This window comes from Sphingomonas sp. 179-I 2A4 NHS, assembly GCF_045369135.1.
Lineage (GTDB): Bacteria > Pseudomonadota > Alphaproteobacteria > Sphingomonadales > Sphingomonadaceae > Sphingomonas.
Genome location: NZ_JBIQFL010000004.1, coordinates 100,110 through 122,691 on the forward strand (window position 1 = coordinate 100,110; position 22,582 = coordinate 122,691).

At 68.1% G+C, this 22,582-nt stretch carries 21 protein-coding genes, 1 tRNA gene and 1 pseudogene; 10 read left to right on the top strand and 13 right to left on the bottom strand.

All coding sequences use genetic code 11. The annotated features are described in order from the left end of the window. Positions 1 to 41: 41 nt before the first annotated feature. Positions 42 to 1,202 carry an acyl-CoA dehydrogenase family protein gene (locus tag ACH0CP_RS09105; protein ID WP_406875659.1) on the bottom strand — a complete coding sequence of 387 codons (1,161 nt, stop codon included), beginning with the start codon at positions 1,200 to 1,202 and terminating at the stop codon, positions 42 to 44. 88 nt (positions 1,203 to 1,290) lie between these two features. Here ACH0CP_RS09105 and ACH0CP_RS09110 point away from each other — a divergent pair, with 88 nt between their 5' ends. Continuing rightward, a complete protein-coding gene (locus tag ACH0CP_RS09110; protein ID WP_294444531.1) occupies positions 1,291 to 2,232 on the top strand; it encodes a LysR family transcriptional regulator in 942 nt (313 codons plus the stop codon). Between the two features lie 72 nt (positions 2,233 to 2,304). Then, a complete protein-coding gene (locus ACH0CP_RS09115) occupies positions 2,305 to 3,117 on the top strand; it encodes an acyl-CoA thioesterase II (RefSeq protein ID WP_294444532.1) in 813 nt (270 codons plus the stop codon). Positions 3,118 to 3,149: 32 nt separating this feature from the next. Here ACH0CP_RS09115 and ACH0CP_RS09120 read toward each other — a convergent pair whose 3' ends face one another. The 3 genes from ACH0CP_RS09120 to gltX are packed head-to-tail and all read right to left on the bottom strand — an operon-like array spanning position 3,150 to position 6,078. Beyond that, positions 3,150 to 3,350, bottom strand: a complete 201-nt coding sequence (locus tag ACH0CP_RS09120; RefSeq protein WP_294444533.1) for a hypothetical protein — start codon at positions 3,348 to 3,350, stop codon at positions 3,150 to 3,152. A gap of 1 nt (position 3,351) precedes the next feature. Beyond that, positions 3,352 to 4,632, bottom strand: coding sequence for a citrate synthase (locus ACH0CP_RS09125; protein WP_294444534.1), 1,281 nt, complete (start codon positions 4,630 to 4,632; stop codon positions 3,352 to 3,354). 3 nt (positions 4,633 to 4,635) lie between these two features. Beyond that, positions 4,636 to 6,078: a glutamate--tRNA ligase gene (gene gltX / locus ACH0CP_RS09130; protein ID WP_294444535.1), complete on the bottom strand. Its 1,443-nt coding sequence runs from the start codon at positions 6,076 to 6,078 to the stop codon at positions 4,636 to 4,638. 29 nt (positions 6,079 to 6,107) lie between these two features. On the opposite strand from gltX, the pseudogene ACH0CP_RS09135 reads away from it, so the two are divergent. Beyond that, positions 6,108 to 7,640, top strand: a pseudogene (locus ACH0CP_RS09135) (ComEC/Rec2 family competence protein); the annotation flags it as partial. Positions 7,641 to 8,223: 583 nt separating this feature from the next. Here ACH0CP_RS09135 and lexA read toward each other — a convergent pair. The 6 genes from lexA to ACH0CP_RS09165 all read right to left on the bottom strand — a co-directional run bounded on the left by lexA (position 8,224) and on the right by ACH0CP_RS09165 (position 13,036). After that, positions 8,224 to 8,883, bottom strand: coding sequence for a transcriptional repressor LexA (lexA, locus tag ACH0CP_RS09140; RefSeq protein WP_294442502.1), 660 nt, complete (start codon positions 8,881 to 8,883; stop codon positions 8,224 to 8,226). Between the two features lie 56 nt (positions 8,884 to 8,939). After that, entirely contained in the window at positions 8,940 to 10,124 is a 1,185-nt protein-coding gene (locus tag ACH0CP_RS09145; protein WP_294442501.1) for a molybdopterin molybdotransferase MoeA, read from the bottom strand. 86 nt (positions 10,125 to 10,210) lie between these two features. After that, on the bottom strand, positions 10,211 to 10,678 hold the full coding sequence (gene moaC, locus ACH0CP_RS09150) for a cyclic pyranopterin monophosphate synthase MoaC (protein WP_294442500.1): 468 nt from the start codon (positions 10,676 to 10,678) through the stop codon (positions 10,211 to 10,213). 5 nt (positions 10,679 to 10,683) lie between these two features. After that, positions 10,684 to 11,463 (bottom strand): indole-3-glycerol phosphate synthase TrpC, encoded by a 780-nt coding sequence (gene trpC, locus ACH0CP_RS09155; protein WP_294442499.1) that lies wholly within the window; start codon positions 11,461 to 11,463, stop codon positions 10,684 to 10,686. Next, positions 11,460 to 12,449, bottom strand: a complete 990-nt coding sequence (gene trpD / locus ACH0CP_RS09160) for an anthranilate phosphoribosyltransferase (RefSeq protein WP_294442498.1) — start codon at positions 12,447 to 12,449, stop codon at positions 11,460 to 11,462. Before trpD ends, trpC begins: the two co-directional genes overlap by 4 nt. Next, entirely contained in the window at positions 12,446 to 13,036 is a 591-nt protein-coding gene (locus ACH0CP_RS09165; protein ID WP_294442497.1) for an aminodeoxychorismate/anthranilate synthase component II, read from the bottom strand. The genes trpD and ACH0CP_RS09165 overlap by 4 nt, the downstream gene beginning before the upstream one ends. A 142-nt stretch (positions 13,037 to 13,178) precedes the next feature. Here ACH0CP_RS09165 and ACH0CP_RS09170 point away from each other — a divergent pair, with 142 nt between their 5' ends. After that, the gene (locus tag ACH0CP_RS09170; RefSeq protein WP_294442496.1) at positions 13,179 to 13,694 is read left to right on the top strand and encodes a hypothetical protein; all 516 of its coding nucleotides are present in this window, start codon (positions 13,179 to 13,181) and stop codon (positions 13,692 to 13,694) included. A gap of 49 nt (positions 13,695 to 13,743) precedes the next feature. Here ACH0CP_RS09170 and ACH0CP_RS09175 read toward each other — a convergent pair whose 3' ends face one another. After that, on the bottom strand, positions 13,744 to 14,853 hold the full coding sequence (locus ACH0CP_RS09175; RefSeq protein ID WP_294442495.1) for an alpha/beta fold hydrolase: 1,110 nt from the start codon (positions 14,851 to 14,853) through the stop codon (positions 13,744 to 13,746). Between the two features lie 177 nt (positions 14,854 to 15,030). Here ACH0CP_RS09175 and ACH0CP_RS09180 point away from each other — a divergent pair, with 177 nt between their 5' ends. Further along, complete coding sequence (locus ACH0CP_RS09180; protein ID WP_294442493.1) at positions 15,031 to 15,567, top strand: DUF2141 domain-containing protein; 537 nt, start codon at positions 15,031 to 15,033, stop codon at positions 15,565 to 15,567. A 22-nt stretch (positions 15,568 to 15,589) separates the two neighbouring features. Here ACH0CP_RS09180 and ACH0CP_RS09185 read toward each other — a convergent pair whose 3' ends face one another. Then, on the bottom strand, positions 15,590 to 16,093 hold the full coding sequence (locus tag ACH0CP_RS09185) for a hypothetical protein (RefSeq protein WP_294442492.1): 504 nt from the start codon (positions 16,091 to 16,093) through the stop codon (positions 15,590 to 15,592). Positions 16,094 to 16,175: 82 nt separating this feature from the next. Between ACH0CP_RS09185 and ACH0CP_RS09190 the strand changes: the two genes are divergently transcribed. Together ACH0CP_RS09190 and ACH0CP_RS09195 are read left to right on the top strand one after the other, a co-directional pair. After that, positions 16,176 to 16,252, top strand: a tRNA-Arg gene (locus ACH0CP_RS09190). A 167-nt stretch (positions 16,253 to 16,419) separates the two neighbouring features. Next, the gene (locus ACH0CP_RS09195) at positions 16,420 to 16,872 is read left to right on the top strand and encodes a MaoC family dehydratase (RefSeq protein WP_294442491.1); all 453 of its coding nucleotides are present in this window, start codon (positions 16,420 to 16,422) and stop codon (positions 16,870 to 16,872) included. 10 nt (positions 16,873 to 16,882) lie between these two features. Here the strand turns inward: ACH0CP_RS09195 and ACH0CP_RS09200 are convergent, their stop codons facing one another. Next, entirely contained in the window at positions 16,883 to 17,173 is a 291-nt protein-coding gene (locus tag ACH0CP_RS09200) for a hypothetical protein (protein WP_294442490.1), read from the bottom strand. Between the two features lie 406 nt (positions 17,174 to 17,579). Here ACH0CP_RS09200 and ACH0CP_RS09205 point away from each other — a divergent pair, with 406 nt between their 5' ends. The 3 genes from ACH0CP_RS09205 (at position 17,580) to ACH0CP_RS09215 (ending at position 22,580) form a co-directional block, all read left to right on the top strand. Then, positions 17,580 to 17,981, top strand: a complete 402-nt coding sequence (locus ACH0CP_RS09205) for a hypothetical protein (protein WP_294442489.1) — start codon at positions 17,580 to 17,582, stop codon at positions 17,979 to 17,981. After that, a complete protein-coding gene (locus ACH0CP_RS09210; protein ID WP_294442488.1) occupies positions 17,978 to 19,240 on the top strand; it encodes an efflux RND transporter periplasmic adaptor subunit in 1,263 nt (420 codons plus the stop codon). The genes ACH0CP_RS09205 and ACH0CP_RS09210 overlap by 4 nt, the downstream gene beginning before the upstream one ends. Positions 19,241 to 19,394: 154 nt before the next feature. Continuing rightward, the gene (locus ACH0CP_RS09215; protein WP_406875658.1) at positions 19,395 to 22,580 is read left to right on the top strand and encodes an efflux RND transporter permease subunit; all 3,186 of its coding nucleotides are present in this window, start codon (positions 19,395 to 19,397) and stop codon (positions 22,578 to 22,580) included. The last annotated feature ends 2 nt before the right edge of the window (positions 22,581 to 22,582 follow it).

The window sequence follows — 22,582 nt, forward strand, 5'->3', positions numbered from 1 at the left end:
TTTGATGGTGGCTTGATGGTCATGATTGGCGCGCGATGGCGTCAGAATGAGCGTGGAAGATCGAGAATGTGCTCCGAAACGAAGCTCAAGATCAGGTTCGTCGAGATGGGCGCGACCTGATAGAGGCGCGTCTCGCGGAACTTGCGTTCGATGTCATACTCCTCCGCGAAGCCGAAGCCGCCATGCGTCTGGATACAGGCCTCGCCCGCCGCCCAGCTGGCCTCGGCGGCGAGCATCTTGGCCATGTTCGCCTCCGCCCCGCAATTCTCGCCCGCCTCGTACAGGCGGATCGCTTCATGCGTCAGCAGTTCGGCGGCGCGCATCTGGGCATAGGCACGCGCGATCGGGAACTGGATGCCCTGGTTCTGGCCGATCGGGCGGCCGAACACCTTGCGTTCGCGCGCATAGCCGCTGGCCTTCTCGATGAACCATTTGGCGTCGCCGATGCATTCCGACGCGATCAGCGCGCGTTCCGCGTTCATGCCGGACAGGATGTATCGGAAACCTTTGCCCTCCTCGCCGATCAGATTGGCGGCGGGGACCGAGACCTCGTCGAAGAAGACCTCCGTCGTCGAGTGGTTCATCATCGTCGGGATCGGACGGATCGTCATCCCGTCCTTCAGCGCCTCGCGCATGTCGACGAGGAAAACGGAAAGACCATCCGTGCGCTTCGTCACCTGATCCTGCGGCGTGGTGCGGGCGAGGAGCACCATCAGGTCCGACTGGAGTGCACGGCTTGTCCAGATCTTCTGGCCGGACACGATGTACCGGTCCCCATCGCGGCGAGCGAAGGTCTTCAGCGAGCCGGTGTCGGTGCCGCTGGTCGGCTCCGTGACTCCAAACGCCTGAAGGCGCAGCTTGCCGCTGGCGACATCGGGCAGGTAGCGGCGCTTCTGTTCCTCGCTGCCGTGGCGCAGGATGGTGCCCATCACGTACATCTGCGCGTGGCACGCGGCGCCGTTGCAGCCCTGTTGCTGGATCTCCTCGAGGATCGCCGCTGCGCCCGAGAGTGGCAGGCCGGCGCCGCCATATTCCTCCGGGATCAGCACGGAGAGGAAGCCACTGGTGGTCAGCGCGTCGACGAACTCGGTGGGGTAGGCGCGGTCGCGATCCTTCTCGCGCCAATAGGGCCCGGGAAACTCGGCACACAGCTTGGCCACTTCGCGGCGGATGTCGGAATAATCGGGCCAGTTGCTGCTCACGTAATCCTCCCGTTGTCGTGGGCGGGGGTAGGGTGCGGCGCGCCCCGCAGCCATGCCATGATCTACATAGCCGATATAGCGATCCGGCATGGGAGATGGTACGCGCCAGACCATGGACCTGCGGCGCTTGGCCTATTTCGTCGAAGCGTGTGACCGTGGCAGCCTGACCGCGGCGAGCCTTGCGATCGACGTGGCGCAACCGGCGCTTAGCCGTCAGATTGGCGAGCTTGAGCAGGAGATGGGTCTGGAACTGCTCCATCGCACCGGCCGCGGCGTCACCCCGACGCATGCCGGGCGCCATCTGCTGGAAGGGGCACGTCGTCTGCTGGCCGAGAGCGAGCGGCTGCGGGACGAAGTGCGCAGCCTGGCCGGGGCGACGGCGGGGGAAGCGGTGATCGGCATGCCGCCGACGGTGGGCCGCGTGCTGGCGGTGCCGCTGACCCGCGCAGTGGCCGCGCGCTATCCTGGCCTGTCGCTGCGCATCGTCGAGGGGTTCAGCGGCACCACGCTGGAGGCGCTTCAGGCCGGGCGGATCGATCTGGCGATCCTGTACGACAATCCCGGCATCGGCCCGGTGGTGGCGGAACGCGTGGCGGAGGAGGACCTGGTGGTAGTGGGCGCGCGCGCGGACCCGCAACTCGCCGCCGATGCCACGCCCGCAATCGCGGATCTGGCGACGCACCCGCTGGTGCTGCCCAGCATCCACCATTCGCTTCGCCAGCTCGTCGCCCGCCATGCGCGAGAGGCAGGGGTGCATCTGCCGGTCCAGTTCGAGATCGATTCGCTGGGCGCGATCATCGAGCTGGTCGCAGAGGGACTGGCGCTGACGATCCTGCCGGCAGCCGCGGTCGCGCGCGACGCGCATGCGTCGCGGCTCACGACATGGCCGCTTGCCGGCGGCGTGGCGCGGCAACTGCTCATCGCGACGGCGGCACGCAGGCCGGGGGGACTGCCGCTTCAACGGCTGGTCGCATTGGTGCGTGAGGAGATGGTGGCGCTGGCGCCCGAAGTGGGGTGGTGCATCGTCTAAGTCGTACGCGAGCGGCCACCAAGTTGTGGATCGCGACTGGACAGGGCCGTTGCGCCATGGAAACGAGCCTGAATGACTTCTTCTTTCCTCGACGTGGAGAATACGTCGGATCCGTCCATCTTCCGGCTGCGAATAACCGACCGCATCTGTGTCGGCCCGCCGGGTAATGTGTTCATGTTCGGTGGCGTCGGCCTTGGCGCGGCAACGATCGCCGCGGAGCGGGCGACGGGGCGCGACGTGATCTGGTCAAGCGCGCAGTTCATTTCCTATGCGCGGATCGGCGACACGCTGGATCTGGCGGTAGAGGTGCTGTCCGCGGGCAAGAACATCAGCCAAGTGCGCGTGGTGGCGACGGATGCCGGCAAGCTGATCCTGACGGTGAATGCGGCGCTGGGGAACCGCGAAGGCATGCCCTCCGGCCAATGGATCACCCCGCCCGAGATGCCCCCGCCCGGTGAATGCAAGGCGCGGCCGCTGTGGCCGGTGCAGGACGCAACCCTGATGGACCGGCTGGACGTGCGGATGGCGCCGGACAAGTTCGGTGCACGCGCGCTCGATGGCACGCCATCGGAGGACGGGCGGATGGTGCTGTGGATGCGCAGCAAGACGGGCGAGCCGATCGACGCGAGCATGCTGGCGATCTTTGCCGATTTCGTGCCGTCCGGCCTATCCACCGCGTTCGGCCGGCGCGGCGGTGGAAACAGCCTCGACAACACGATGCGCATCGCGAAGATCGTGCCGACCGAATGGGTGCTGTGCGACGTGCGGATCAGCGCCGCGGCCCGCGGCTTCGGGCACGGTGCGATCCACATGTTCGCCGAGGATGGGACGATGATCGCTAGCGGAAGCCAATCCGCCATCCTGCGCTTCATGGACCCGGCGTAAGCGCCGGCGGGCGAAGGCCCAGGAAGGAAAAGTCAGCGCAGGCGACGGGCGGCGAGGATCATCAGCAATCCCGCAACCGCCACGCCGGCGCCGCGATCGGCCCAAGGCCGCTGATCGATCATGAAGCTCGATCGGGGCCAGTTTACATAGCCCAGCCCCTGGCCGATCCAGAGCAGGCCAAGCAGAAACAGCGCTGCGCCCAGCGCGGTGAGCGCGGGGCGCAGGCGCCGCATGTCAGCGCTGGCCGACCGGAACGTACGGGCGGGCCGTCGGGCCGGTGTACAGCTGACGCGGACGGCCGATCTTCTGATCCGGATCGGTGATCATCTCGTTCCACTGGGCGACCCAGCCGACGGTGCGTGCAAGGGCGAAGAGCGCGGTGAACATCGACGTCGGGAAGCCGATCGCCGAGAGGATGACGCCCGAGTAGAAGTCCACGTTCGGGAACAGCTTCTTCTCGATGAAGTAATCATCGTTGAGCGCCAGTTCTTCGAGCCGCAGCGCGGTTTCGAACAGCGGATCGTTGACCTTCAGCGCGTCGAACACTTCGCGCACCGTCTTCTGCATGACCGTCGCGCGCGGATCGTAATTCTTGTACACGCGGTGGCCGAAGCCCATCAGGCGGAACGGATCGTTCTTGTCCTTCGCGCGGTTGATGAATTCCGGGATGCGATCGGGCGTGCCGATTTCCTGCAGCATGTTGAGCGCCGCTTCGTTCGCGCCGCCATGTGCCGGGCCCCACAGGCAGGCGATGCCGGCCGCGATGCAGGCGAACGGGTTCGCGCCCGACGAACCGGCGAGGCGCACCGTCGAGGTCGACGCATTCTGCTCGTGATCGGCATGGAGGATGAAGATCCGGTCCATGGCCTTTTCGACCGCCGGGTGAACTTCATACTGCTCGGCCGGGACGCCGAACGTCATGCGCAGGAAGTTGCCGGTGTAGGACAGCGAATTGTCCGGATACAGGAACGGCTGACCGACGCTGTACTTGTACGCCATGGCCGCGATCGTCGGCATCTTGGCGATCAGGCGATGCGAGGCGATCATGCGCTGCGTCGGATCGTGGATGTCGGTCGAATCGTGGTAGAAGGCCGAAAGCGCGCCGACCACGCCGCACATGATCGCCATCGGGTGCGCGTCACGGCGGAAGCCGCGATAGAAGGTGGCGAGCTGCTCGTGCAGCATGGTGTGGCGGGTGATCGTCGTCTCGAACTTGCTGAGCTCGTCCGCCTTGGGCAGCTCGCCGTTCAGCAGGAGGTACGCGACCTCCATGAAGCTCGACTGTTCGGCAAGTTCACCGATGGCATAGCCGCGGTGAAGCAGCACGCCTTCGTCACCATCGATATAGGTCAGCTTCGACTGGCACGACGCGGTCGAGGTGAAGCCGGGATCGTAGGTGAACGCGCCGGTCTGGCCGTACATCTTGCGAATGTCGACCACGTCCGGGCCAACCGAACCGGATAATACCGGATAGCCGAACTCCTTGTCGGCGAGCGTTAGCTTGGCGTCGGTCATTGGTCAGTCCTTCCCCTGGGCGGCCATCTGATCTGCGATCCGGGCGAGGCTTTCGTCGCGCCCGAGCAGGACGAGCACGTCGAAGATCCCCGGCGAGGTGCGGCGGCCGGTGAGTGCGGCACGGAGCGGCTGAGCCACCTGGCCGAGCTTCAAGCCCAGCGCCTCGGCAACCTGCCGCACCGCGTTTTCGAGCGTCTCCGTATCCCACTTGTGCACCGCGTCAAGCGCAGCATGCACCTTCGCGAGTGTGGCCGGTGCATCGCCGGCCAGAAGCGGTTCCGCATCGGCCGCAATCGGCAGCGGACGAGTGACAAGCAGGAAGCGCGCGCCATCGGCCAGTTCGTTGAGGTTCGCCGCGCGCGGCTTCAGCGCGGGCATCGCCGCGGCGATCGTGGCGCGGCGCCCGTCGTCCTCGGCGAGCTCGAGGCGATCAGACACGAGACCGGCGAGCCGCGCATCGTCCGCGGCGCGGATGTAATGGCCGTTGAGGTTCTCGAGCTTCTTCAGATCGAAGCGCGACGGTGACTTGCCGACGCCCGACAGATCGAACCACTCGATCGCCTGTTCGCGGCTGATGATTTCATTGTCGCCATAGCCCCAGCCGAGGCGGAGGAGGTAATTGTCGAGCGCCTCCGGAAGGATGCCGAGCTCGTCGCGATAGGCCTCGATCCCGACCGCGCCGTGCCGCTTCGACAGCTTCGCGCCGTCCGCGCCGTGGATCAGCGGGATATGGGCGTAGATCGGATCGGGCCAATTGCCCTCGATCGCATCCATCGCGCGGATGATCGGGAGCTGGCGGAAGGCGTTGTTGATATGATCGTCGCCGCGGATGACGTGCGTGACGCCCATGTCGTGATCGTCGACCACCACCGCGAGCATGTAAGTCGGCGTCCCATCCGACCGCAGCAGGACGAGATCGTCGAGCTCGGCATTCTGGACGGTGATCGGGCCCTGAACGCGATCCTCGATCGTGGTCGCGCCCTCGGTCGGCGCCTTCAGGCGGACGACATAGGAGGCGTTGGGATCGTCATTGGTCTTGTCACGCCACGGCGAGCGGATGCGCAGCGGCTGCTTCTTCGCCTGGGCCTCGGCGCGCATCGCGTCGATCTCCTCGGGCGTCATGTAGCAGCGATAGGCGGCGCCGGCGGCGATCATCGCCTCGGCCACTTCGACGTGACGATCGGCGCGACTCGACTGGTAGACTTCCTCGCCATCCCAATCGAGCTCGAGCCAGCGCATGCCGGACAGGATCGCGTCGATCGCCGGCTGCGTGGACCGCGCGCGATCGGTGTCCTCGATCCTTAGCAGGAACTTGCCGCCGTGGTGGCGCGCGAAGAGCAGGTTGAACAGCGCAGTGCGCGCGCCGCCGAGGTGGAGAAATCCCGTCGGCGACGGGGCGAAGCGGGTGACGACACCGCGCTCGCGGGCTTCTGTAGTTGCGCTCAAGCGCGCTAGCTCCCAGGCTGGAATTCGAGATGGCGACAACGGCCGCGCAGCCCCCTAGCACGCAGCTTCCGACGCTTCAAACCGCGCGGGCGCGGGTGGAGGCTTGGCTGGAGGCGGAGCGCGACCAGCTCGCCCTGTGGCTGCCGGTGGCGCTTGGCGCTGGCGTGGCGGCGTGGTTCGTGTTGCCGGATCGGGGCGCGTGGCAGGCGGTGCTGCTCGGCTGCGCGTCGCTTGCGTGCGTCGCGCTGGCCTTGGGGCGGGGCGGGCGTGCCGCCCGGGCGGTCGCGATCGGCAGCATGATGATGGCGCTGGGGCTGGCGCTCGTCTGGTTCCGGGCAGAACGGGCCGCTGCGCCGGTGCTGACGCGGCCGGCGATCGTCGCGCTGACGGCGCGGGTGGCGCGGGTGCAGCGGATACCGGCACGCGCGCTGGTGCGGCTGCAGCTTGGCGACCTGAAGTTGGGCGAGGGCGCACCGGCGACGCGGCCGGCGCGGATCCGGCTGAACGTGGCGGAGAAGGATGTGCCGGCCGGGCTGGTGCCCGGCGCGATCATTGCCGTGAGGGCGCGGCTGATGCCGCCACCGCCGCCCGCGGTGCCGGGCGCCTATGACTTTGCGCGGGTCGCGTGGTTCGATTCTATCGGCGCGACCGGGCGGGCGCTGGGCCCACCGCGGATACTGAGCGCCGGCGACACGGCCGAGCCGCTGCGCGCGCGGCTGTCACGGCACATCCAGGCGCGGCTGGAGGGGAGCGCTGGCGGGATCGCGGCGGCGCTGGCGACGGGGGATACCGGCGGCATCGCGGCGGAGGATCAGGAAGCGATGCGCCGCTCGGGCCTCGCGCACCTGTTGTCGGTGAGCGGACTGCACATCACCGCGGTGGTGGGGCTCACCATGGTGATCGCGATGCGGCTGCTGGCGCTCAACATGCGGTTGGCGCTGACAGGCCGGGTGCCGCTGATCGCGGCCGCCGTCGCGGCCGGGGCGGCGGTCGGCTACACCTTGCTGACGGGGAGCGAGGTGCCGACGATCCGAAGCTGCATCGCCGCGCTGCTGGTGCTCGCCGCGATGGCGCTGGGGCGCGAGGCGCTGACGTTGCGGCTGGTGGCGACAGGCGCGGTGGTGGTGCTTCTGCTGTGGCCCGAGTCGCTCGCCGGGCCAAGCTTCCAGCTGTCGTTCGCGGCGGTCACGGCGATCATCGCGCTCGCCGAGCATCCGCGGGTGCGGCAGTGGTTCGGCCCGCGCGAGGAAGGCTGGGCGGCGCGGATGCTGCGCGGCGGGGGATCCCTGCTGCTGACGGGCATCGCGGTGGAGATCGCGCTGATGCCGATCGCGGTGTTCCATTTCCACAAGGCGGGGATCTACGGCGCGCTGGCCAATATCGTCGCAATCCCGCTGACGACGTTCGTGGTGATGCCACTGGAGGCAATGGCGCTGGCGCTGGACGGTGTGGGGCTTGGCGGGCCGGTATGGTGGCTGGCGGGGCAGGCGCTGGCGCTGCTGCTGGGACTTGCGCGGGTGACGGCGGAGGCGCCGGGCGCGGTCGCTGCCTTGCCCGCCATGCCGCGCGGCGCCTTTGGATTGATGGTCGCGGGCGGATTGTGGCTGGCACTGTGGCGGACGAACATGCGCCGGATTGGCGCGATACCGGTGGCGATCGGTGCGCTATGGGCGCTGATGGTGCCCGCGCCGGACCTGTTGGTAACGGGGGACGGACGGCACGTCGGGATCCGGTTGCCGGACGGCCGGGTCGCGCTGCTGCGTGATCGCGCGGGCGATTATGCGCGCGACATGCTGGCGGAGAATGGCGGCAGCGACGTGGAGCCGGTGCTGCTGTCCGAACAGTCAGCTGCGCAGTGCAGCCGCGACCTTTGCCGCGTCGACCTGGCCGCGGGTGAGCGCAGCTGGCGCATCCTTGCGACGCGGAGCGCGTACCTAGTGCCGGCGGGCGAACTGATCGAGGCGTGCCTGGCCGCGGACGTGGTGATCAGCGAGCGTCGGCTGCCGCGGCGGTGCCAGCCGCGCTGGCTACGCCTAGATCGCGAGACGCTGGCGAAAACCGGCGGGGTCGCCGTCACGCTGGCGACCGGGAGTGTCATGACGGTTCAACGGCCCGGAGACACGCACCCCTGGGTGATGGCGGCGATCAGGAATAGCGGCGAAGGATTCCCGCGAGCTTACCCTGCACGCGCACCTGCGCCGGGGCGTAGCGCTGCGGATCATAAGCGCGGTTCGCCGGATCGAGCCGGATCATCGCCCCCTCGCGACGGAAATATTTAAGCGTCGCTTCGCTGTCCTCGATCAGCGCAACCACGATCTCGCCGTCGCGGGCCACGTCCTGCTTGCGGATCAGCGCGAAATCGCCGTCGAGAATGCCGGCCTCGACCATCGAGTCACCAGCGACCTCGAGCGCGAAATGCTCACCCGAGCCAAGCAGCGCAGCGGGGACGGGGAGCGAGGACGCACCCTCCATCGCCTCGATCGGCACACCGGCGGCAATGCGGCCGTGCAGCGGCACTTCGATGACGTCGTTGGCGGGTTCGGGCACGGCGGGCCGGGCGGCCGGTGCGGGCGCCTTCTTCGCGTCCAGACGCTCGGGCATCTTGAGCACTTCGAGCGCGCGCGCACGGTTCGGCAGGCGACGTAGGAAGCCGCGTTCCTCCAGCGCCGAGATCAGGCGGTGGACGCCGGACTTCGACTTGAGGTCGAGCGCCTCCTTCATTTCCTCGAACGAGGGCGACACGCCGGTGTCGACCAGCCGGTCGTTGATGAAACAGATCAGCTCGTGCTGCTTTTTCGTAAGCATCGCATCGCCTCCGCCGCGAACAGACGAAGAACCTTTATGGAACGTTCCTCAATGCGTCAAGCGATCATCAGGATTTCTGCCGAGTCGCCGCGTTCCCGCGCCGGATCGTGCGGTGGGCGGACGATCAGGCAGCCGGCCCGGGCAAGCGTGAGCAGCATGGAACTGTCCTGGATGGCGGCGACGAATGCCTCGCCATCGACCAGCGCGGCGCGCATGTAATCGGTGCGCGGGCCGTTCGGCGGCAGCGCTTCGCCAAGCGTGGCGCGGGTGGTGAGCGGCAGCGGCTGCGCGGCGCCCGCGAGGCGCGCGATCAGCGGCTTCACGAACAGTAGCGCGGTGACGAAGGCGGAGACCGGATTGCCCGGCAGGCCAAGTACCGCCATGGCGCCGCGGCGGCCGGCCATCAGCGGCTTGCCGGGGCGAAGCGCTACGCGCCAGAAGTCGATGCTGGCCCCAGCTGCGATCAGGGCCGGGCGCACCAGATCGTGATCGCCGACCGAGGCACCGCCGGTGGTGACGAGCAGGTCCGCGTCGACGGAGGCGAAGGCGTCGGTGAGCACGTCCAGTCGATCGGGGAGAATGCCGAGGTCGATAATGTCCGCCGGCAGATCGGCGAGCAAAGCGCGGATCAGCAGGCGATTGGATTCGGGAAGGGCATCGGCGCGGGCAGCAGTGCCGGGATCGACCAGCTCGTCGCCCGTCGCGGCAATGGCCACCCGCACGCGGCGATGCACCGCGACGTCACCGACACCGCCGGTCGCAGCGACGGCGAGGCGCGCAGGGACGAGGCGTTCGCCCGCCGCCGCCAAGGTGTCGCCTTGCGTGAAATCGAGGCCGCGACGGCGGACGTTGCCGCCGAGCTTAAGCGGCCCTTCGCCATCGAGCATCAGCTGGTCGCCGTCCCGCGCTGCCTCTTCCTGCACCATGACCGTGTCGGCGCCGTCCGGCAGTGCCGCACCGGTGAAGATGCGCACCGCTTCGCCCACCGCCACCTTGCCCTCGAACGGGCGGCCGGCGGCACTTTCACCGATCACGCGCCACGGGCCCGGGAGATCGGCGAAGCGCAGTGCATAGCCATCCATCGCGGACAGATCGCGTGCGGGCTGGGTGCGCTGCGCCACCAGCGGGGCCGCAGCCCAGCGGCCGATTGCCCGGGTGATCGGCAGCGTCTCGATCGAGACGGGGGTGACGCTGGCGAGCAGACGCGCTTGCGCTTCGGCCACGGGAAGCAATTCGCTCATGGTGCGGGAGTGGCAGATTACGGGAGGCGGCGACAGGGTGTTCGTTGCCCGCTGGGCGCTAAGGCCGAGCCGGGGGCGAGGCGGGATCAGGCGGTGAAGTCGCCCGACTTCCCGCCCGTCTTGCGCAGCAGCCGGATGCCCTCGATCGTCATCCGCTTATCGAGCGCCTTCGCCATGTCGTAGACGGTGAGGAGCGCCGTGGAGACGGCTGTGAGCGCCTCCATCTCCACGCCGGTGCGCCCGGCCGTGGCCACGGTTGCGGTGGCGACGACCCCCTCCGGCTGGACGGTGAGATCGATCGAGACCTTGGTGAGCGGCAGCGGATGGCAGAGCGGGATCAACTCGCTGGTGCGCTTCGCGGCCATGATGCCGGCCACGCGGGCAACGGCAAGCACGTCGCCCTTGGCCACGGCACCGTCGGCGATCGCCTGTGCTGCCTCGGCCGACATGATGATGCGACCCTCGGCCACCGCCTCACGCACGGTCTCGCTCTTGCCGCCGACATCGACCATCCGCGCGGCGCCGGCGTCATCGAGATGGGTGAGGCCGCTCATCGCCGTTAGCCGACCAGCGCGCGGGTGGCGGCGGCGACATCGTCCTGCCGCATCAGCGACTCGCCGATCAGGAAGCAGCGCACACCATGCTCCGCCATCGCATCGAGATCGGCGCGGGTGTTGAGGCCGCTTTCGGCGACGAAGGTGCAGCCTGCCGGCGCCTGACCGACGAGTTCATAGGTGCGTTCGAAGCTGACCGAGAAATCGCGCAGGTTTCGGTTGTTGACGCCGATCAGCCGCGACTTGAGGCTGAGCGCGCGTTCGAGCTCGTCTGCGTCATGCACTTCGACCAGCACGTCCATGCCGCGTTCGAACGCGGCGGCCTCGATCTCGGCCGCGGCGACATCGTCGAGCGCGGACATGATGATGAGGATCGCGTCGGCGCCGATCGCATGAGCCTCGGCCACCTGCCACGGATCGACCAGGAAATCCTTGCGGATCACCGGCAGGTCACACGCTGCGCGCGCGGCGATCAGATAATCCTCATGCCCCTGGAAATATTGGTGATCGGTGAGGATCGAGAGGCAGGTGGCACCACCGGCGGCATATGCGCGGGCGTGCGCGGGCGGATCGAAATCGGCGCGGATCAGACCCTTGGAGGGGCTCGCCTTCTTGATCTCAGCAATGAGGCCGTAGGTCGCCGGCGTGTTGTCCAGCGCTGCCTTGAAGCCGCGGGGCGCGCTCTGCGCGGCGGCGAGGGCGTCGAGATCGGTGATCGAGCGCTGCGCACGGCGGGCGGCGACTTCCTCGTGCTTGGTGGCGAGGATCCGGTCCAGAATGGTCATGCCCAGGCGATCCAGCGATCGAGCAGGTCACGTGCGGCGCCGCTGTCGATCGCCTCGGCTGCGCGGGAAGCGCCGCTTTCCATCGGCTCGCCGACCAGCGCGAGCGCGGTGGCGGCGTTGAGCAGCACGGCATCGCGATAGGCGCCATGCTCGCCGTTCAGCAGGCGGCGCAGGGCGAGTGCGTTATGCTCAGGGTCGCCGCCCCGGATTGCCTCGATCGGGTGGCGCGGCACGCCGGCGTCCTCGGGCACGATCCGGTGCCCAACCGCGACATCGCCGATCGCGACGGCCACCGTCGGGCCGGCGCCCGAGACTTCGTCCAGCCCCTCTTCGCCCGAGACGACCAGCGCGGCCTCGGTGCCGAGCTGCTCCAGCGCCTCCGCATAGACCGGGGCGTAATCCGGACGGGCGATGCCGATCAGCTGGCGCGTGACGTGCGCCGGGTTGGCGAGCGGGCCCATCAGGTTGAAGATGGTGCGCTTGCCCAGCCGCTGGCGGATCGGGGTGATCCGCTTCATCGCCGGGTGGTGATTGGCGGCGAACAGGAAGCAGATGCCGAGTTCGTTCAGCGTCTCCTCAGCGAGCGCGCCGGCGCGCTCCATGTCGAGGCCGAGCGCCTCCAGCGTATCCGCCGCGCCGGCCTTGGACGAGGCGGCGCGATTGCCGTGCTTGGCGACCGGCACGCCGCAAGCCGCGACGACCAGGCTGACCGCGGTGGAGACGTTGAGGGTGTGGTGGCCGTCGCCGCCGGTGCCGCACACGTCGATGGCGCCGACGGGAGCGCTGATCGGGATCAGCCGCTCACGCAGCGCGCGGGCCGCCTCGGCGATCTCGATCGAGGTTTCGCCGCGATCGGACAGATCGAGCAGGAAGCGGGCGATGGCGTCCTCGCTGGCGTGGCCGTCGAGGATATCGGCGAAGGCCTGTGCGGCCGTCTCGCGCGACAAGGGCGATGCCGGATCAGGCAGGAGCGTGATGGTCGTCATGCCGCGGCCCTCGTCGTCGGCCGCGCGCCGGTTAACGCGAGGAAGTTCGCCAGGAGGTCGTGGCCGTGCTCGGTCGCGATGCTTTCGGGATGAAACTGGACGCCGTGGATCGGCAGCTCGCGGTGGCGCAGCCCCATCACCGATCCGTCCGCGGCATGGGCATTGGGGACGAGCACGTCGGGCACGCCCTCCACCACCAGCGAATGATAGCGCGTCGCGGTGAAGGGCGAGGGGATGCCGGCAAAGACGCCGGTCGAATCATGCTCGATCGCGCTGGTCTTGCCGTGCATCAGCCCGCCGCGCACGACCCGGCCGCCGAAATGCTGGCCGATCGCCTGATGGCCAAGGCACACGCCGAGCAGCGGGCGGCGGCTTTCCGCGCACGCCGCGACGAGATCGAGACTGACGCCCGCCTCGTTCGGGGTGCAGGGGCCGGGCGACACCAGGAAGCCGGTGGCGTTGGAGGCGAGCGCTTCTGCGGCCGTCAGCGCGTCGTTGCGTTCGACCCGCACCTCGGCCCCCAGTTCCATCAGGTAATGGACCAGGTTCCAGGTGAAGCTGTCGTAATTGTCGATGACCAGGATCATGTCGCCGCCAGCCATAGCCGAACCGCGCGGTGCCGCAACGCTTGTTGCGGCGCGGCGGAATCGCGTAGGCGATGACATATCGTTCAGCCGGGATAAAAGCCGGTGTGGCGATCGTTGTGTGATTGCCAGGAGGTTGCCGCCGATGTTCCGCTCGCTCACGTCCCTCACCACTGCCGCTGCACTGGCGCTGCTACCGCAAGTCGCGGCGGCGCAGGATCCGGCAGGCAATCAGGCGCGGGCGCCGGTCGATTCCGCGTCCGCCGAGCAGCCGCAGGCGCAGTCCGGCCAGCCGCCGCAGCGCATCCGGCAGGTGACGCTGCAGGGTAATGAGGCGTGCCCGACGGCGGCCGCGGACGAGATCGTGGTGTGCAGCCGGATCAATCCGAACGAGGCGTATCGCGTGCCCAAGGAACTGCGCCAGCCTCCCGAAGTGCCGGCGCAAAACCAGAGCTGGATCAACCGAGCGGCGGCGGCGGACCGTGTCGGGCGGGTGGCCGGCGGGCTACCCAACACCTGCTCGCCGATCGGCACGGGCGGGCAGACCGGGTGCAGCATCGCGGCAGGCCAGGCCTGGGCGGCGGAGCGGCGCCAGGCGCAGCGCGAGGCGGCGCAGGCCGCGCCCTCGACCGCGGCGCAGGAAGACGATCAGGACAATTGAGCCTGATCGGCTGATGCCGGGGCCGCGCGGCGTGCCCCGGCGCGCGCGCCTAGTTGGTGGCGAGGAGCTTCGTCAGGTCGACCTTCCAGAACTTGGCCCAGGTGTGGGTGCCGTGGCCCTTCGTCTCGGGCGTGGCCTGGATCAGGCGGAAAGTGGCGCGCGGCATGCGCTCCGCCGCGGGCTCGGCGATGCCGTAGCCTGACGGGTTGATGAAATCGTCGCTCGAGTTGATCCACAGGACCGGCACGGTGATCTTTTCCAGTGCGGGCGAGGGATCGTAATTCCGCGACGCATCGAGTTGATAGATATAGTCGTTGGCGTCGCGACCGGCGGAATTGCGGGCGAAGGCCTGCGCGAGGAACGCCTCGGCGGCGTCGCGGGTCGCATATTGCTGCTGCAGCGCAAGCGGATTGCTGCCCGCGATGATCGACAGGCTGGCGGCGGTGCGCAGGCCCTGTTCGGGTTGGGCGGTATAATTGCCGCCGTTCCACGCTGGATCGGCCTGAATCGCGTCGATCGACAGCTTGCGCCACATGCGGTTGAGGCCGGCGATGGGGACGGGGAGGCAGGCGAAGGGGGCGAGCCGCTCGGCAAAGCCTGGGTATGTCTCGCCCCAGACGAAGGCGTGCATGCAGCCCATCGAAGTGCCGAGGATCACGTTCAGCTTCGTGACGCCGATCTTCTCCAGCATCGCCTTTTGCGCGGCGACCATGTCGTCATAATCGTACTTGGGGAACGCCATTCGCTTCCCGTCGGACGGCTTCGAGGATTGGCCGTGGCCGATATTGTCGGGGAGGATGACGAAGGTCTTGCTGATGTCGAACGGCTGGCCGGGGCCGTAAAGCTCGTCGGCGAATTGCGGCTGGAGGAACTGCTTGCCCGTGCCGCCGGTGCCGTGGAGCACCATCACGGCATTGTCGATCCGCCCGTCGGCCCCGCGATGCGGCGTGCCGAGCGTCGTATAATGCATCCGCACGTCCATCACCTCGCCGGTCTTGAAGCGGAAGGCGGGGAGGGTGACGTCGCCTTCCTTCGTCGGCCACTTGGTCGCGGCGGGCGCCGGGCTCGCCGGGGTTGCGACCGGCTGGGTCGTCTGGGCGGTGGCGGAAGCGGCAAGCGTCAAGGCGGTGCCGGCGGCGATCAGGGGCAGGAGGCGCATTGCACCTGCGTAATGAACTTCTGCCGGGGTTTGAAGCGGATGCGGCGGAGAAACGCACCAGAATCGCTGGCGAGGGGAGCCCTTCGGCCGCCATCTTGATACGCTTTGGGACGAATCCTGCCCGGTTCGCCGGCAATTTGCCTCGATTGTGCCATCTGCCATCGCCACATGGGGCTTATGAAGAAATCGGCTTTCCTCGCGTTGTTCGTGGCTTCGGCGGCGCTTGCCGCCCCGCCAGCGGCGGCGGTGCAGGGCGGCGGGCCCGTGCTCGGCCCGCACGCCGCCCGCTGCACATCCGGCAATGGGCCGGCGATCCTGGTCAACATCGTGGGGCTGAAGAATCGCGCGGGCACGGTGCGCGTGCGCACCTTTGGTGGCCCGTCAAAAACCTGGTTCGACAAGAAGAGCTGGCTCACCCGCGTCGAATTGCCGACCCCGCCGAGCGGACCGGTGCGTATCTGCCTGCCGGTGTCCGCGCCCGGCACGTATGCGGTCGACATGCGCCACGACATCAACGGCAATGGCGATACGGATCGATCGGACGGCGGCGGCGCCTCGGGCGATCCGAAGGTGACGCTGCTCGATTTCGTGTTCGGCCGGAAGCCTTCGCCCAAGACGACCGCGATCAACGTCGGGCCGGGCGTGACGGAGATCACCATCACCGCCATGTATCTGAGCGGCGGCGCGCTGCGGCCGATCAAGCCCGGCGCCTGATCGGCCGGGCGATGACCCTGCCTCAGGCGGGGGCGAGGCCCTGCTGCAACTGCGTGATCCGATCGAGCTGGGCAACGACGGCGGCGCGCGCGCGCTCGACCGCCGCGTCGAGCGCGGGATAGTCGGTCTCAAGCGCGAGCGCGCGTTCCGCCGCGATATCCTGAAGCTCCCCGGAAATGTCCTGCGTCGAGGAACGCGCGGCATCGAGCTCGGCCAGCGCGACCTGCGCGTCGAGCCAGCGATCGCTGCCCGCCGGCGCACCGGCGGCCGCAGTGATCGGCCGCGCGGCACGCGTTGCAGCTTCGTCAAAGGCAGCGATGCGCTGATCCAGCGTCTGCAGGGCGGTAGCGATTCGCGCATCGAGCGCTGGATCAGGCGCGACCGGAGCTTCCGGCGCCGGTGCCGGCTCCTCCAGGCTCTGCGATTCCGCCGGACGAGGCAGCAGCGACGGGTATCCTTCCGTGCTGGAGCAGGCCGCCAGCATGAGAGCGAGCAGCGGCGGAGCGAGCATGGAGCGGTGCAACATGAAAAATCGTCTACGAAGCGAAAAAGTCCTGCGCAACGCTCTTGCGCAATCAGAAAGTCCCTTCTATCAGCGCCACTCCCAAGCGCCCGTAGCTCAGCTGGATAGAGCATCAGACTACGAATCTGAGGGTCGGACGTTCGAATCGTTCCGGGCGCGCCAAGGTTTCAAACTTAGCCCCGAGCTGCCGGAAGGTGGCTTGGGGCTAAGTCATTTCCGGGCCGTGTGCCTTTGCCTTGGGGACCATATCACAGGCCATCGGCAGGCACCCGCGATCGTCACGGATTCGCGGTGCGGCGGACGATGGCTGGCCGTGAAAGAGGAAGATCGTGCGACCGTCGCTTTACCTGAACGACCTTGAGATCGGCCAATGCTGGTCGGGCGGCCCGATCACCATGGGCGAGGCGGACATCATCCGCTTCGCCGAGGAGTTCGATCCCCAGCCGATGCATGTCGACAAGGAAGCCGCAGCCGCGGGCCGGTTCGGTGGGCTGATCGCGAGCGGCTGGCATGTCGCATCGCGCGTGATGCGCGACTTCGTCGACAAGGCGCCGTTCGGCGACACGCCGATGCTGGGGTTGAAGGTCGACGATCTGCAGTGGCGCCATCCGGTGCGGCCGGGAGACGTGCTGTCGATCACGCGCGAGGTGGTCGATATCTCGGCCTCGCGCAGCAAGCCCGATCGCGGCGTGCTGACGATGCGGATGACGGTGACGAATCAGGAAGGTGCGATCGTCATGACCTTCCTGAACCTCATCCAGATGCCAGTCAGCGCCAGCTGAGGCCGGAGCGTCAGAACAGGCCGACGGCGCCTTGCGCCCAGAGCAGCAGGGTGCCGGCGACTGCCAAGGCGATGACGGTGGCGCGCAGGGATGAGCGGGCGGTGATGCGCAGCGCCGCCTCGATTGCCAGGCCAAGCCCGCCAAGCAGCACGGCGGCGGCGGCGAAATCGAAGGGCGTCCAGCGCACTTCGGGCGTCAGCTGCATCGCGACCAGCGGCAGGACGAGGAGGGCGGCAAGCGTTCCCCAGAGAGCGATCCGCCACGAGGCGGGGGCATTGAAGCGTCGCGACGTCACGATCATCGGGCGATCCTCCTGACGGCCCGCATCATACCATTGCCGTGAGAGGGAAGAAACACGCCACGTCGGGGGAGAAAAGGTGCAAATCGCACCTGTGCGAGCCCTCTTGCGGTAAAAAATACCGTCTGGTACAAAAAGCTGTTGACGCGGTGCAGCGGGATTTCTATACCAGTCGGTATCGAAAGGATGTCACCGTGGCATCCAAGCGAAAGGCCGCTTCCATGGCTGATTGTCTGACCGGATTGGCCGGCGCGCGTTAGTAGGCGCCTGCTTCTCCCACTCACTCTTTATCACTTTCCGGATCAGCGGATCGTCGACCCTCCAGTCGGCGCGATCGCGGTCCCCTGTGCGCCCGTCGGCCGATCGCATCGGCCGGGCGCCGGCGCACGCCTATTCAAGGGGAATTCTCATGGCGTTCATGGCTTTCGACCGTCACGGATCAGTTGCCAATAGCGGCAAGACGGCCGTCGCCGCGCCGCATTCGGGCGCCGACCGGGCGAACCGGCTTACCGCCCTCGAATGGTCCGTCGTGGCGCTTGCCCGGCGCGACCGGCCATCGTCGCTGCGCGAACCCTCGCGCCTGTCGGTGGCGCTCGGCAGCCTGTTCGGCCGCGAACAGAACCCGCGCCTCGCCGATCCGCGCCTGGAGGCGCTGCGGCGCGTCGCGGTGCTCGCCTGGCATCGCGGCGCCAAGGCGCTGAACGATGCGGAGGTGGAGGCCTTCACTGCCGCTGGCTTCACCACCGGCCAATATCGCACCCTGCTCGCCAGCATCGGTGCCGCAAGCCTGAACAAGGGCCGATACGCATGAACATGCACAGCAAGATCAACACCGAACATCTGACGCCGGCGCGCGAGCGTGAACGGCCGCGCTGGCGGCTTGGCGCGATGGTCGCGGCCCCCGTGCTGGTGGCGGCGATCGCCGGCGCCGCGCTCAATCGCGAGGCGCCGGTGCAGGCCGCGCCGCCGCCACCGACCGTGACGGTCGCGAGTCCGCTCGTCCGCCCGATCAACGAATGGGACAGCTATGTCGGCCGGTTCGAGGCCAGCAAGTCGGTGGAGGTGCGCCCGCGTGTTTCCGGCGCGATCACCGCGGTCCACTTCACCGACGGCGCAATCGTGCGGAAAGGGCAATTGCTCTTCACGCTCGATCAGCGGCCGTTCACCGCCGCGCTGGCCGAGGCGCGCGCCGGGCTGATCAGCGCGCGCAGCGACGTTGAACTGGCGCGCGCCAACCTCGATCGCGCGCAGCGGCTGGTGGCGGACGAGGCGGTATCGAAGAGCGACATCGACCAGCTGACCGCCCGCCTGCGCGCCGCCAATGCGGCGCTGGCCGGTGCCGAGGCGCGTGTGCGTGCCCGGGCGCTGGAGGTCGAATTCACGCAGGTGCGCGCACCGATCAGTGGCCGGGTGTCGGACCGGAAGATCGATCCGGGCAACCTCGTGGCGGGCGGGGATACCAACGGCACGCTGCTGACCACGATCAACGCGCTCGACCCGATCTACTTCACCTTTGACGGTTCCGAGGCGTTGTTCCTCAAGACCAAGCGCGCGCAGGCCGCCGGCACGCCGCCCTCGGACGTGGAGATCAAGCTGCAGGACGAAGGCGATTTCCGCTGGTCCGGGCGGCTCGACTTCACCGACAATGGGCTCGATCCGCGATCGGGCACGATCCGCGGACGCGCCGTGCTGAACAACCCGGACTTCTTCCTGACGCCGGGCATGTTCGGCAACATGCGGCTGGCGAGCGGCGGGGCGGCCAAGGCGCTGCTGGTGCCGGACGCCGCGGTGCAGACCGACCAGGCGCGCAAGACGCTGCTGACGGTGGGGCGTGACGGCACGGTCGCCGCAAAGGCGGTGCAGCTCGGGCCGGTGGTGGATGGCCTGCGCGTCGTGCGCAGCGGCATCGCCGCCACTGATCGCGTCGTCATCAGCGGCACGCAGATGGCGATGCCGGGCACCAAGGTTCAGGTGCGCGCCGGCCGGATCGCACCGACGCGCGAGGCGGCGTCCGCCGGCAGCATCGGCGCAAATGCACTGGCCGGCCAGGCGACGTTCGCGGCGCGGTAGAGCCGAACCCGACCGTTCGTATCGAGCAACGTCGAGACACCCGGCGTGCCGCATGAGGCACGTCCCTCGGCGATGCTCGGGACGAACGGACCAATGATCTAGCTCGGCCCCCCAAGGGCCGATCCCTTCCATCCTCGTTTCCGGGGAGCCTGCCATGCGCCTGTCGCGCTTCTTCATCACCCGCCCGATCTTCGCGGGCGTCATCGCGGTGATCATCACCATCATCGGCGCGATCGCTTATTGGCAACTGCCAGTCGCGCAATATCCCGACATCGTCCCGCCCACCGTGACGGTGACGGCGACCTATCCCGGCGCCTCGGCGGAGACCGTCGCGGAGACGGTCGCCGCACCGATCGAGCAGGAAATCAACGGCGTCGACAACATGCTGTACCAGTCGAGCCAGTCGACGGGCGACGGCGTCGTGACCATCACCGTCACCTTCAAGATCGGCACCGACCTCGATGCGGCGCAGGTGCTGGTGCAGAACCGCGTCGCGGTCGCCGTGCCGCGGCTGCCGGAGGAGGTGCAGCGGCTGGGCGTCGTCACCCGCAAGACCTCGCCCGACTTCCTGATGGTGGTGAACCTCATCTCCCCCGACGGATCGCTCGATCGCGGGTACATCTCCAATTACGCGCTGACGCAGGTGCGGGACCGGCTGGCGCGGATCGACGGCGTCGGGGACGTGCGCCTGTTCGGCAGCCGCGATTACGCCATGCGGGTGTGGATCGATCCTGGCCGTGCCGCTGCCCTGAACCTCACTGCCGGCGACATCGTCTCGGCGCTGCGCGCGCAGAACGTGCAGGTCGCCGCCGGCACGCTCGGCCAGCCGCCTTACGCACAGGGCAATGCCTTCCAGCTCAGCGTCGAGACGCAAGGGCGGCTCGTCGATCCGGCGCAATTCGCCGACGTGATCGTGCGCACCGATGCCGATGGCCATCAGGTGCGCGTGCGCGATGTCGCCCGGGTGGAGCTTGGCGCGCAGGACTATAATTCGAACACCTATCTCTCGGGCCAGCCCACCGTCATCGCGGCGGTGTTCCAGCGCCCGGGCACCAACGCACTCGCCGCCGCCGAGAAGGTGACCGCCGAGATGGAGGCGATGGCCAAGTCCTTCCCCAAGGGGCTGGAATATCGCGTGATCTACAACCCGACCGAATTCATCGCGCAATCGGTGGACGCGGTGATCGATACCTTGTTCGAGGCGATGATCCTCGTCGTCCTCGTCATCCTGGTGTTCCTCCAGAAATGGCGCGCGGCGATCATCCCGATCGTGGCGATTCCGGTGTCGCTGGTCGGCACGTTCGCGGTGCTGGCGGCGTTCGGCTATTCGCTCAACACGCTGTCGCTGTTCGGCCTGGTGCTGGCGATCGGCATCGTCGTCGATGACGCGATCGTCGTGGTGGAGAATGTCGAGCGCAACCTTGCCAATGGCCTGACGCCTTTGGAGGCGGCGCGCACGTCGATGGATGAAGTGTCCGGCGCGCTGGTCGCGATCGTGCTGGTCCTGTGCGCGGTGTTCGTGCCGACGCTGTTCCTGACCGGCATGTCGGGCGCCTTCTACCAGCAGTTCGCCGTCACCATTGCGACCGCGACGATCATCTCGCTGATCGTGTCGCTGACGCTCTCGCCCGCGCTCGCGGCGATCCTGCTCAAGGGGCATGAGGCGGAAGGGCACGGCAACCGCGTAACGCGCGCGCTCGCCCGCGCCGGCGACTGGTTCAACCGCGGGTTCGAACGGATGAGCGATCGCTACGCGCGGCTCACCGACCGGCTGGTGCGCCGGCCCAAGCGGATGATGCTGACCTATGCCGGTCTCATCGCCGCCACCGGCGCGGTGTTCTGGGCGACGCCGACCGGCTTCATCCCGGCGCAGGACCAGGGCTATTTCCTCACCGTCGTTCAGTTGCCCGCCGGCGCCTCGGTCGAACGCACCGACGCGGTGGTGCAGAAGGTGGCGAAGCGCATCCTGCCGCTCGCCGGCGTTAAGGGCGTCGTCATGCTCGCGGGCTTCGACGGCCCGTCGCAGACGCTCGCGCCCAACACGGCCGCGGCCTACGTGCCCTTGAAGTCCTTCGAGGAGCGTGCCGAGCTAGGCGTCACCTTCGCCGGGCTGATGGACGAGGCGCGCAAGGCGACCGCGGATATCGACGAGGCGCGGATCCTCGTCATCCCCCCGCCGCTCATCCAGGGCATCGGTTCGGCCGGCGGCTATCGCATGATCGTGCAGGACCGTGAGGGCGCGGGCTATCAGAAGCTGGGCGAGGAAACGCAGAAGCTGATCGCCAAGGCGAACGAGACGCAAGGGCTGGCGCAGGTCTTCACCTTCTTCGACACCGCCACGCCGCGCATCTTTGCCGATATCGATCGCGCCAAGGCCGACATGCTGGGCGTGCCGCCGGAACGCGTGTTCGAGGCGCTTCAGGTCTATCTCGGCAGTGCTTTCGTCAACGACTTCAACCTGCTCGGCCGCACCTATCGCGTGACGGCACAGGCCGACGCACCGTTCCGCTCGACCCCGGCGGATATCGCCAATCTCAAGACGCGCTCGGACGCCGGCAGCATGGTGCCGATCGGATCGGTGGCCAATTTCGAGGACAAGACGGGGCCGTATCGCGTCACGCGCTACAACCTCTTCCCGGCGGTCGAAGTGGATGGCGACACCGCGCCCGGCTATTCCTCCGGCGCGTCGCTGGTGGCGATGGAGAAGCTCGCCGCCGAGACGCTGCCCAAGGGCTATGGCAGCGAATGGACCGGCATCGCCTTCCAGGAAAAGGCGGCGGGCAGCACGGCGGGGATCGTCTTCGCGCTGGCGGTGGTGTTCGTCTTCCTGGTGCTGGCGGCGCAATATGAGAGCCTGTTCCTGCCGCTGTCGATCATCCTGATCGTGCCGATGTGCCTGCTGGCGGCGATGATCGGCGTGAACCTGCGCGGCATGGACAATAACGTGCTGACGCAGATCGGGCTGGTGGTGCTGATCGCGCTTGCCGCAAAGAACGCGATCCTGGTGGTCGAGTTCGCCAAGCAGGCGGAGGAGCAGGAAGGCCTGTCGCCGATCGAGGCGGCGGTGCGCGCGGCGCAGGACCGGCTTCGCCCGATCCTGATGACGAGCTTCGCCTTCATCCTGGGCGCGGTGCCGCTGCTGATCGCCACTGGCGCCGGGGCGGAGCTTCGCCAGGCGCTGGGCACGGCGGTGTTCTTCGGGATGATCGGCGTCACCGGCTTCGGCCTGATCTTCACCCCCACCTTCTACGTCGTCTGCCGCGGGCTGGCGGAGCGGATCGGGCGCGGCCGTCGCCGCCCCGCCGCCGATACCGACCCCGCGCTGCAGCCGGCCGAATGAGG

Bases quoted from the DNA above. Each gene is read 5' to 3' on its own strand.
- trpC (WP_294442499.1), bottom strand. From the start codon at position 11,463: ATGACCATTCTGGACCGGATCCTCGCCACCAAGCACGAGGAAGTCGCC.
- ACH0CP_RS09205 (WP_294442489.1), top strand. From the start codon at position 17,580: ATGGCGTTCATGGCTTTCGACCGTCACGGATCAGTTGCCAATAGCGGC.
- ACH0CP_RS09185 (WP_294442492.1), bottom strand. From the start codon at position 16,093: ATGTTGCACCGCTCCATGCTCGCTCCGCCGCTGCTCGCTCTCATGCTG.
- ACH0CP_RS09115 (WP_294444532.1), top strand. From the start codon at position 2,305: ATGACTTCTTCTTTCCTCGACGTGGAGAATACGTCGGATCCGTCCATC.
- ACH0CP_RS09210 (WP_294442488.1), top strand. From the start codon at position 17,978: ATGAACATGCACAGCAAGATCAACACCGAACATCTGACGCCGGCGCGC.
- ACH0CP_RS09175 (WP_294442495.1), bottom strand. From the start codon at position 14,853: ATGCGCCTCCTGCCCCTGATCGCCGCCGGCACCGCCTTGACGCTTGCC.
- ACH0CP_RS09110 (WP_294444531.1), top strand. From the start codon at position 1,291: ATGGGAGATGGTACGCGCCAGACCATGGACCTGCGGCGCTTGGCCTAT.
- trpD (WP_294442498.1), bottom strand. From the start codon at position 12,449: ATGACGACCATCACGCTCCTGCCTGATCCGGCATCGCCCTTGTCGCGC.
- ACH0CP_RS09180 (WP_294442493.1), top strand. From the start codon at position 15,031: ATGAAGAAATCGGCTTTCCTCGCGTTGTTCGTGGCTTCGGCGGCGCTT.
- moaC (WP_294442500.1), bottom strand. From the start codon at position 10,678: ATGAGCGGCCTCACCCATCTCGATGACGCCGGCGCCGCGCGGATGGTC.
- ACH0CP_RS09145 (WP_294442501.1), bottom strand. From the start codon at position 10,124: ATGAGCGAATTGCTTCCCGTGGCCGAAGCGCAAGCGCGTCTGCTCGCC.
- ACH0CP_RS09120 (WP_294444533.1), bottom strand. From the start codon at position 3,350: ATGCGGCGCCTGCGCCCCGCGCTCACCGCGCTGGGCGCAGCGCTGTTT.
- lexA (WP_294442502.1), bottom strand. From the start codon at position 8,883: ATGCTTACGAAAAAGCAGCACGAGCTGATCTGTTTCATCAACGACCGG.
- ACH0CP_RS09165 (WP_294442497.1), bottom strand. From the start codon at position 13,036: ATGATCCTGGTCATCGACAATTACGACAGCTTCACCTGGAACCTGGTC.
- ACH0CP_RS09170 (WP_294442496.1), top strand. From the start codon at position 13,179: ATGTTCCGCTCGCTCACGTCCCTCACCACTGCCGCTGCACTGGCGCTG.
- ACH0CP_RS09200 (WP_294442490.1), bottom strand. From the start codon at position 17,173: ATGATCGTGACGTCGCGACGCTTCAATGCCCCCGCCTCGTGGCGGATC.
- ACH0CP_RS09215 (WP_406875658.1), top strand. From the start codon at position 19,395: ATGCGCCTGTCGCGCTTCTTCATCACCCGCCCGATCTTCGCGGGCGTC.
- ACH0CP_RS09125 (WP_294444534.1), bottom strand. From the start codon at position 4,632: ATGACCGACGCCAAGCTAACGCTCGCCGACAAGGAGTTCGGCTATCCG.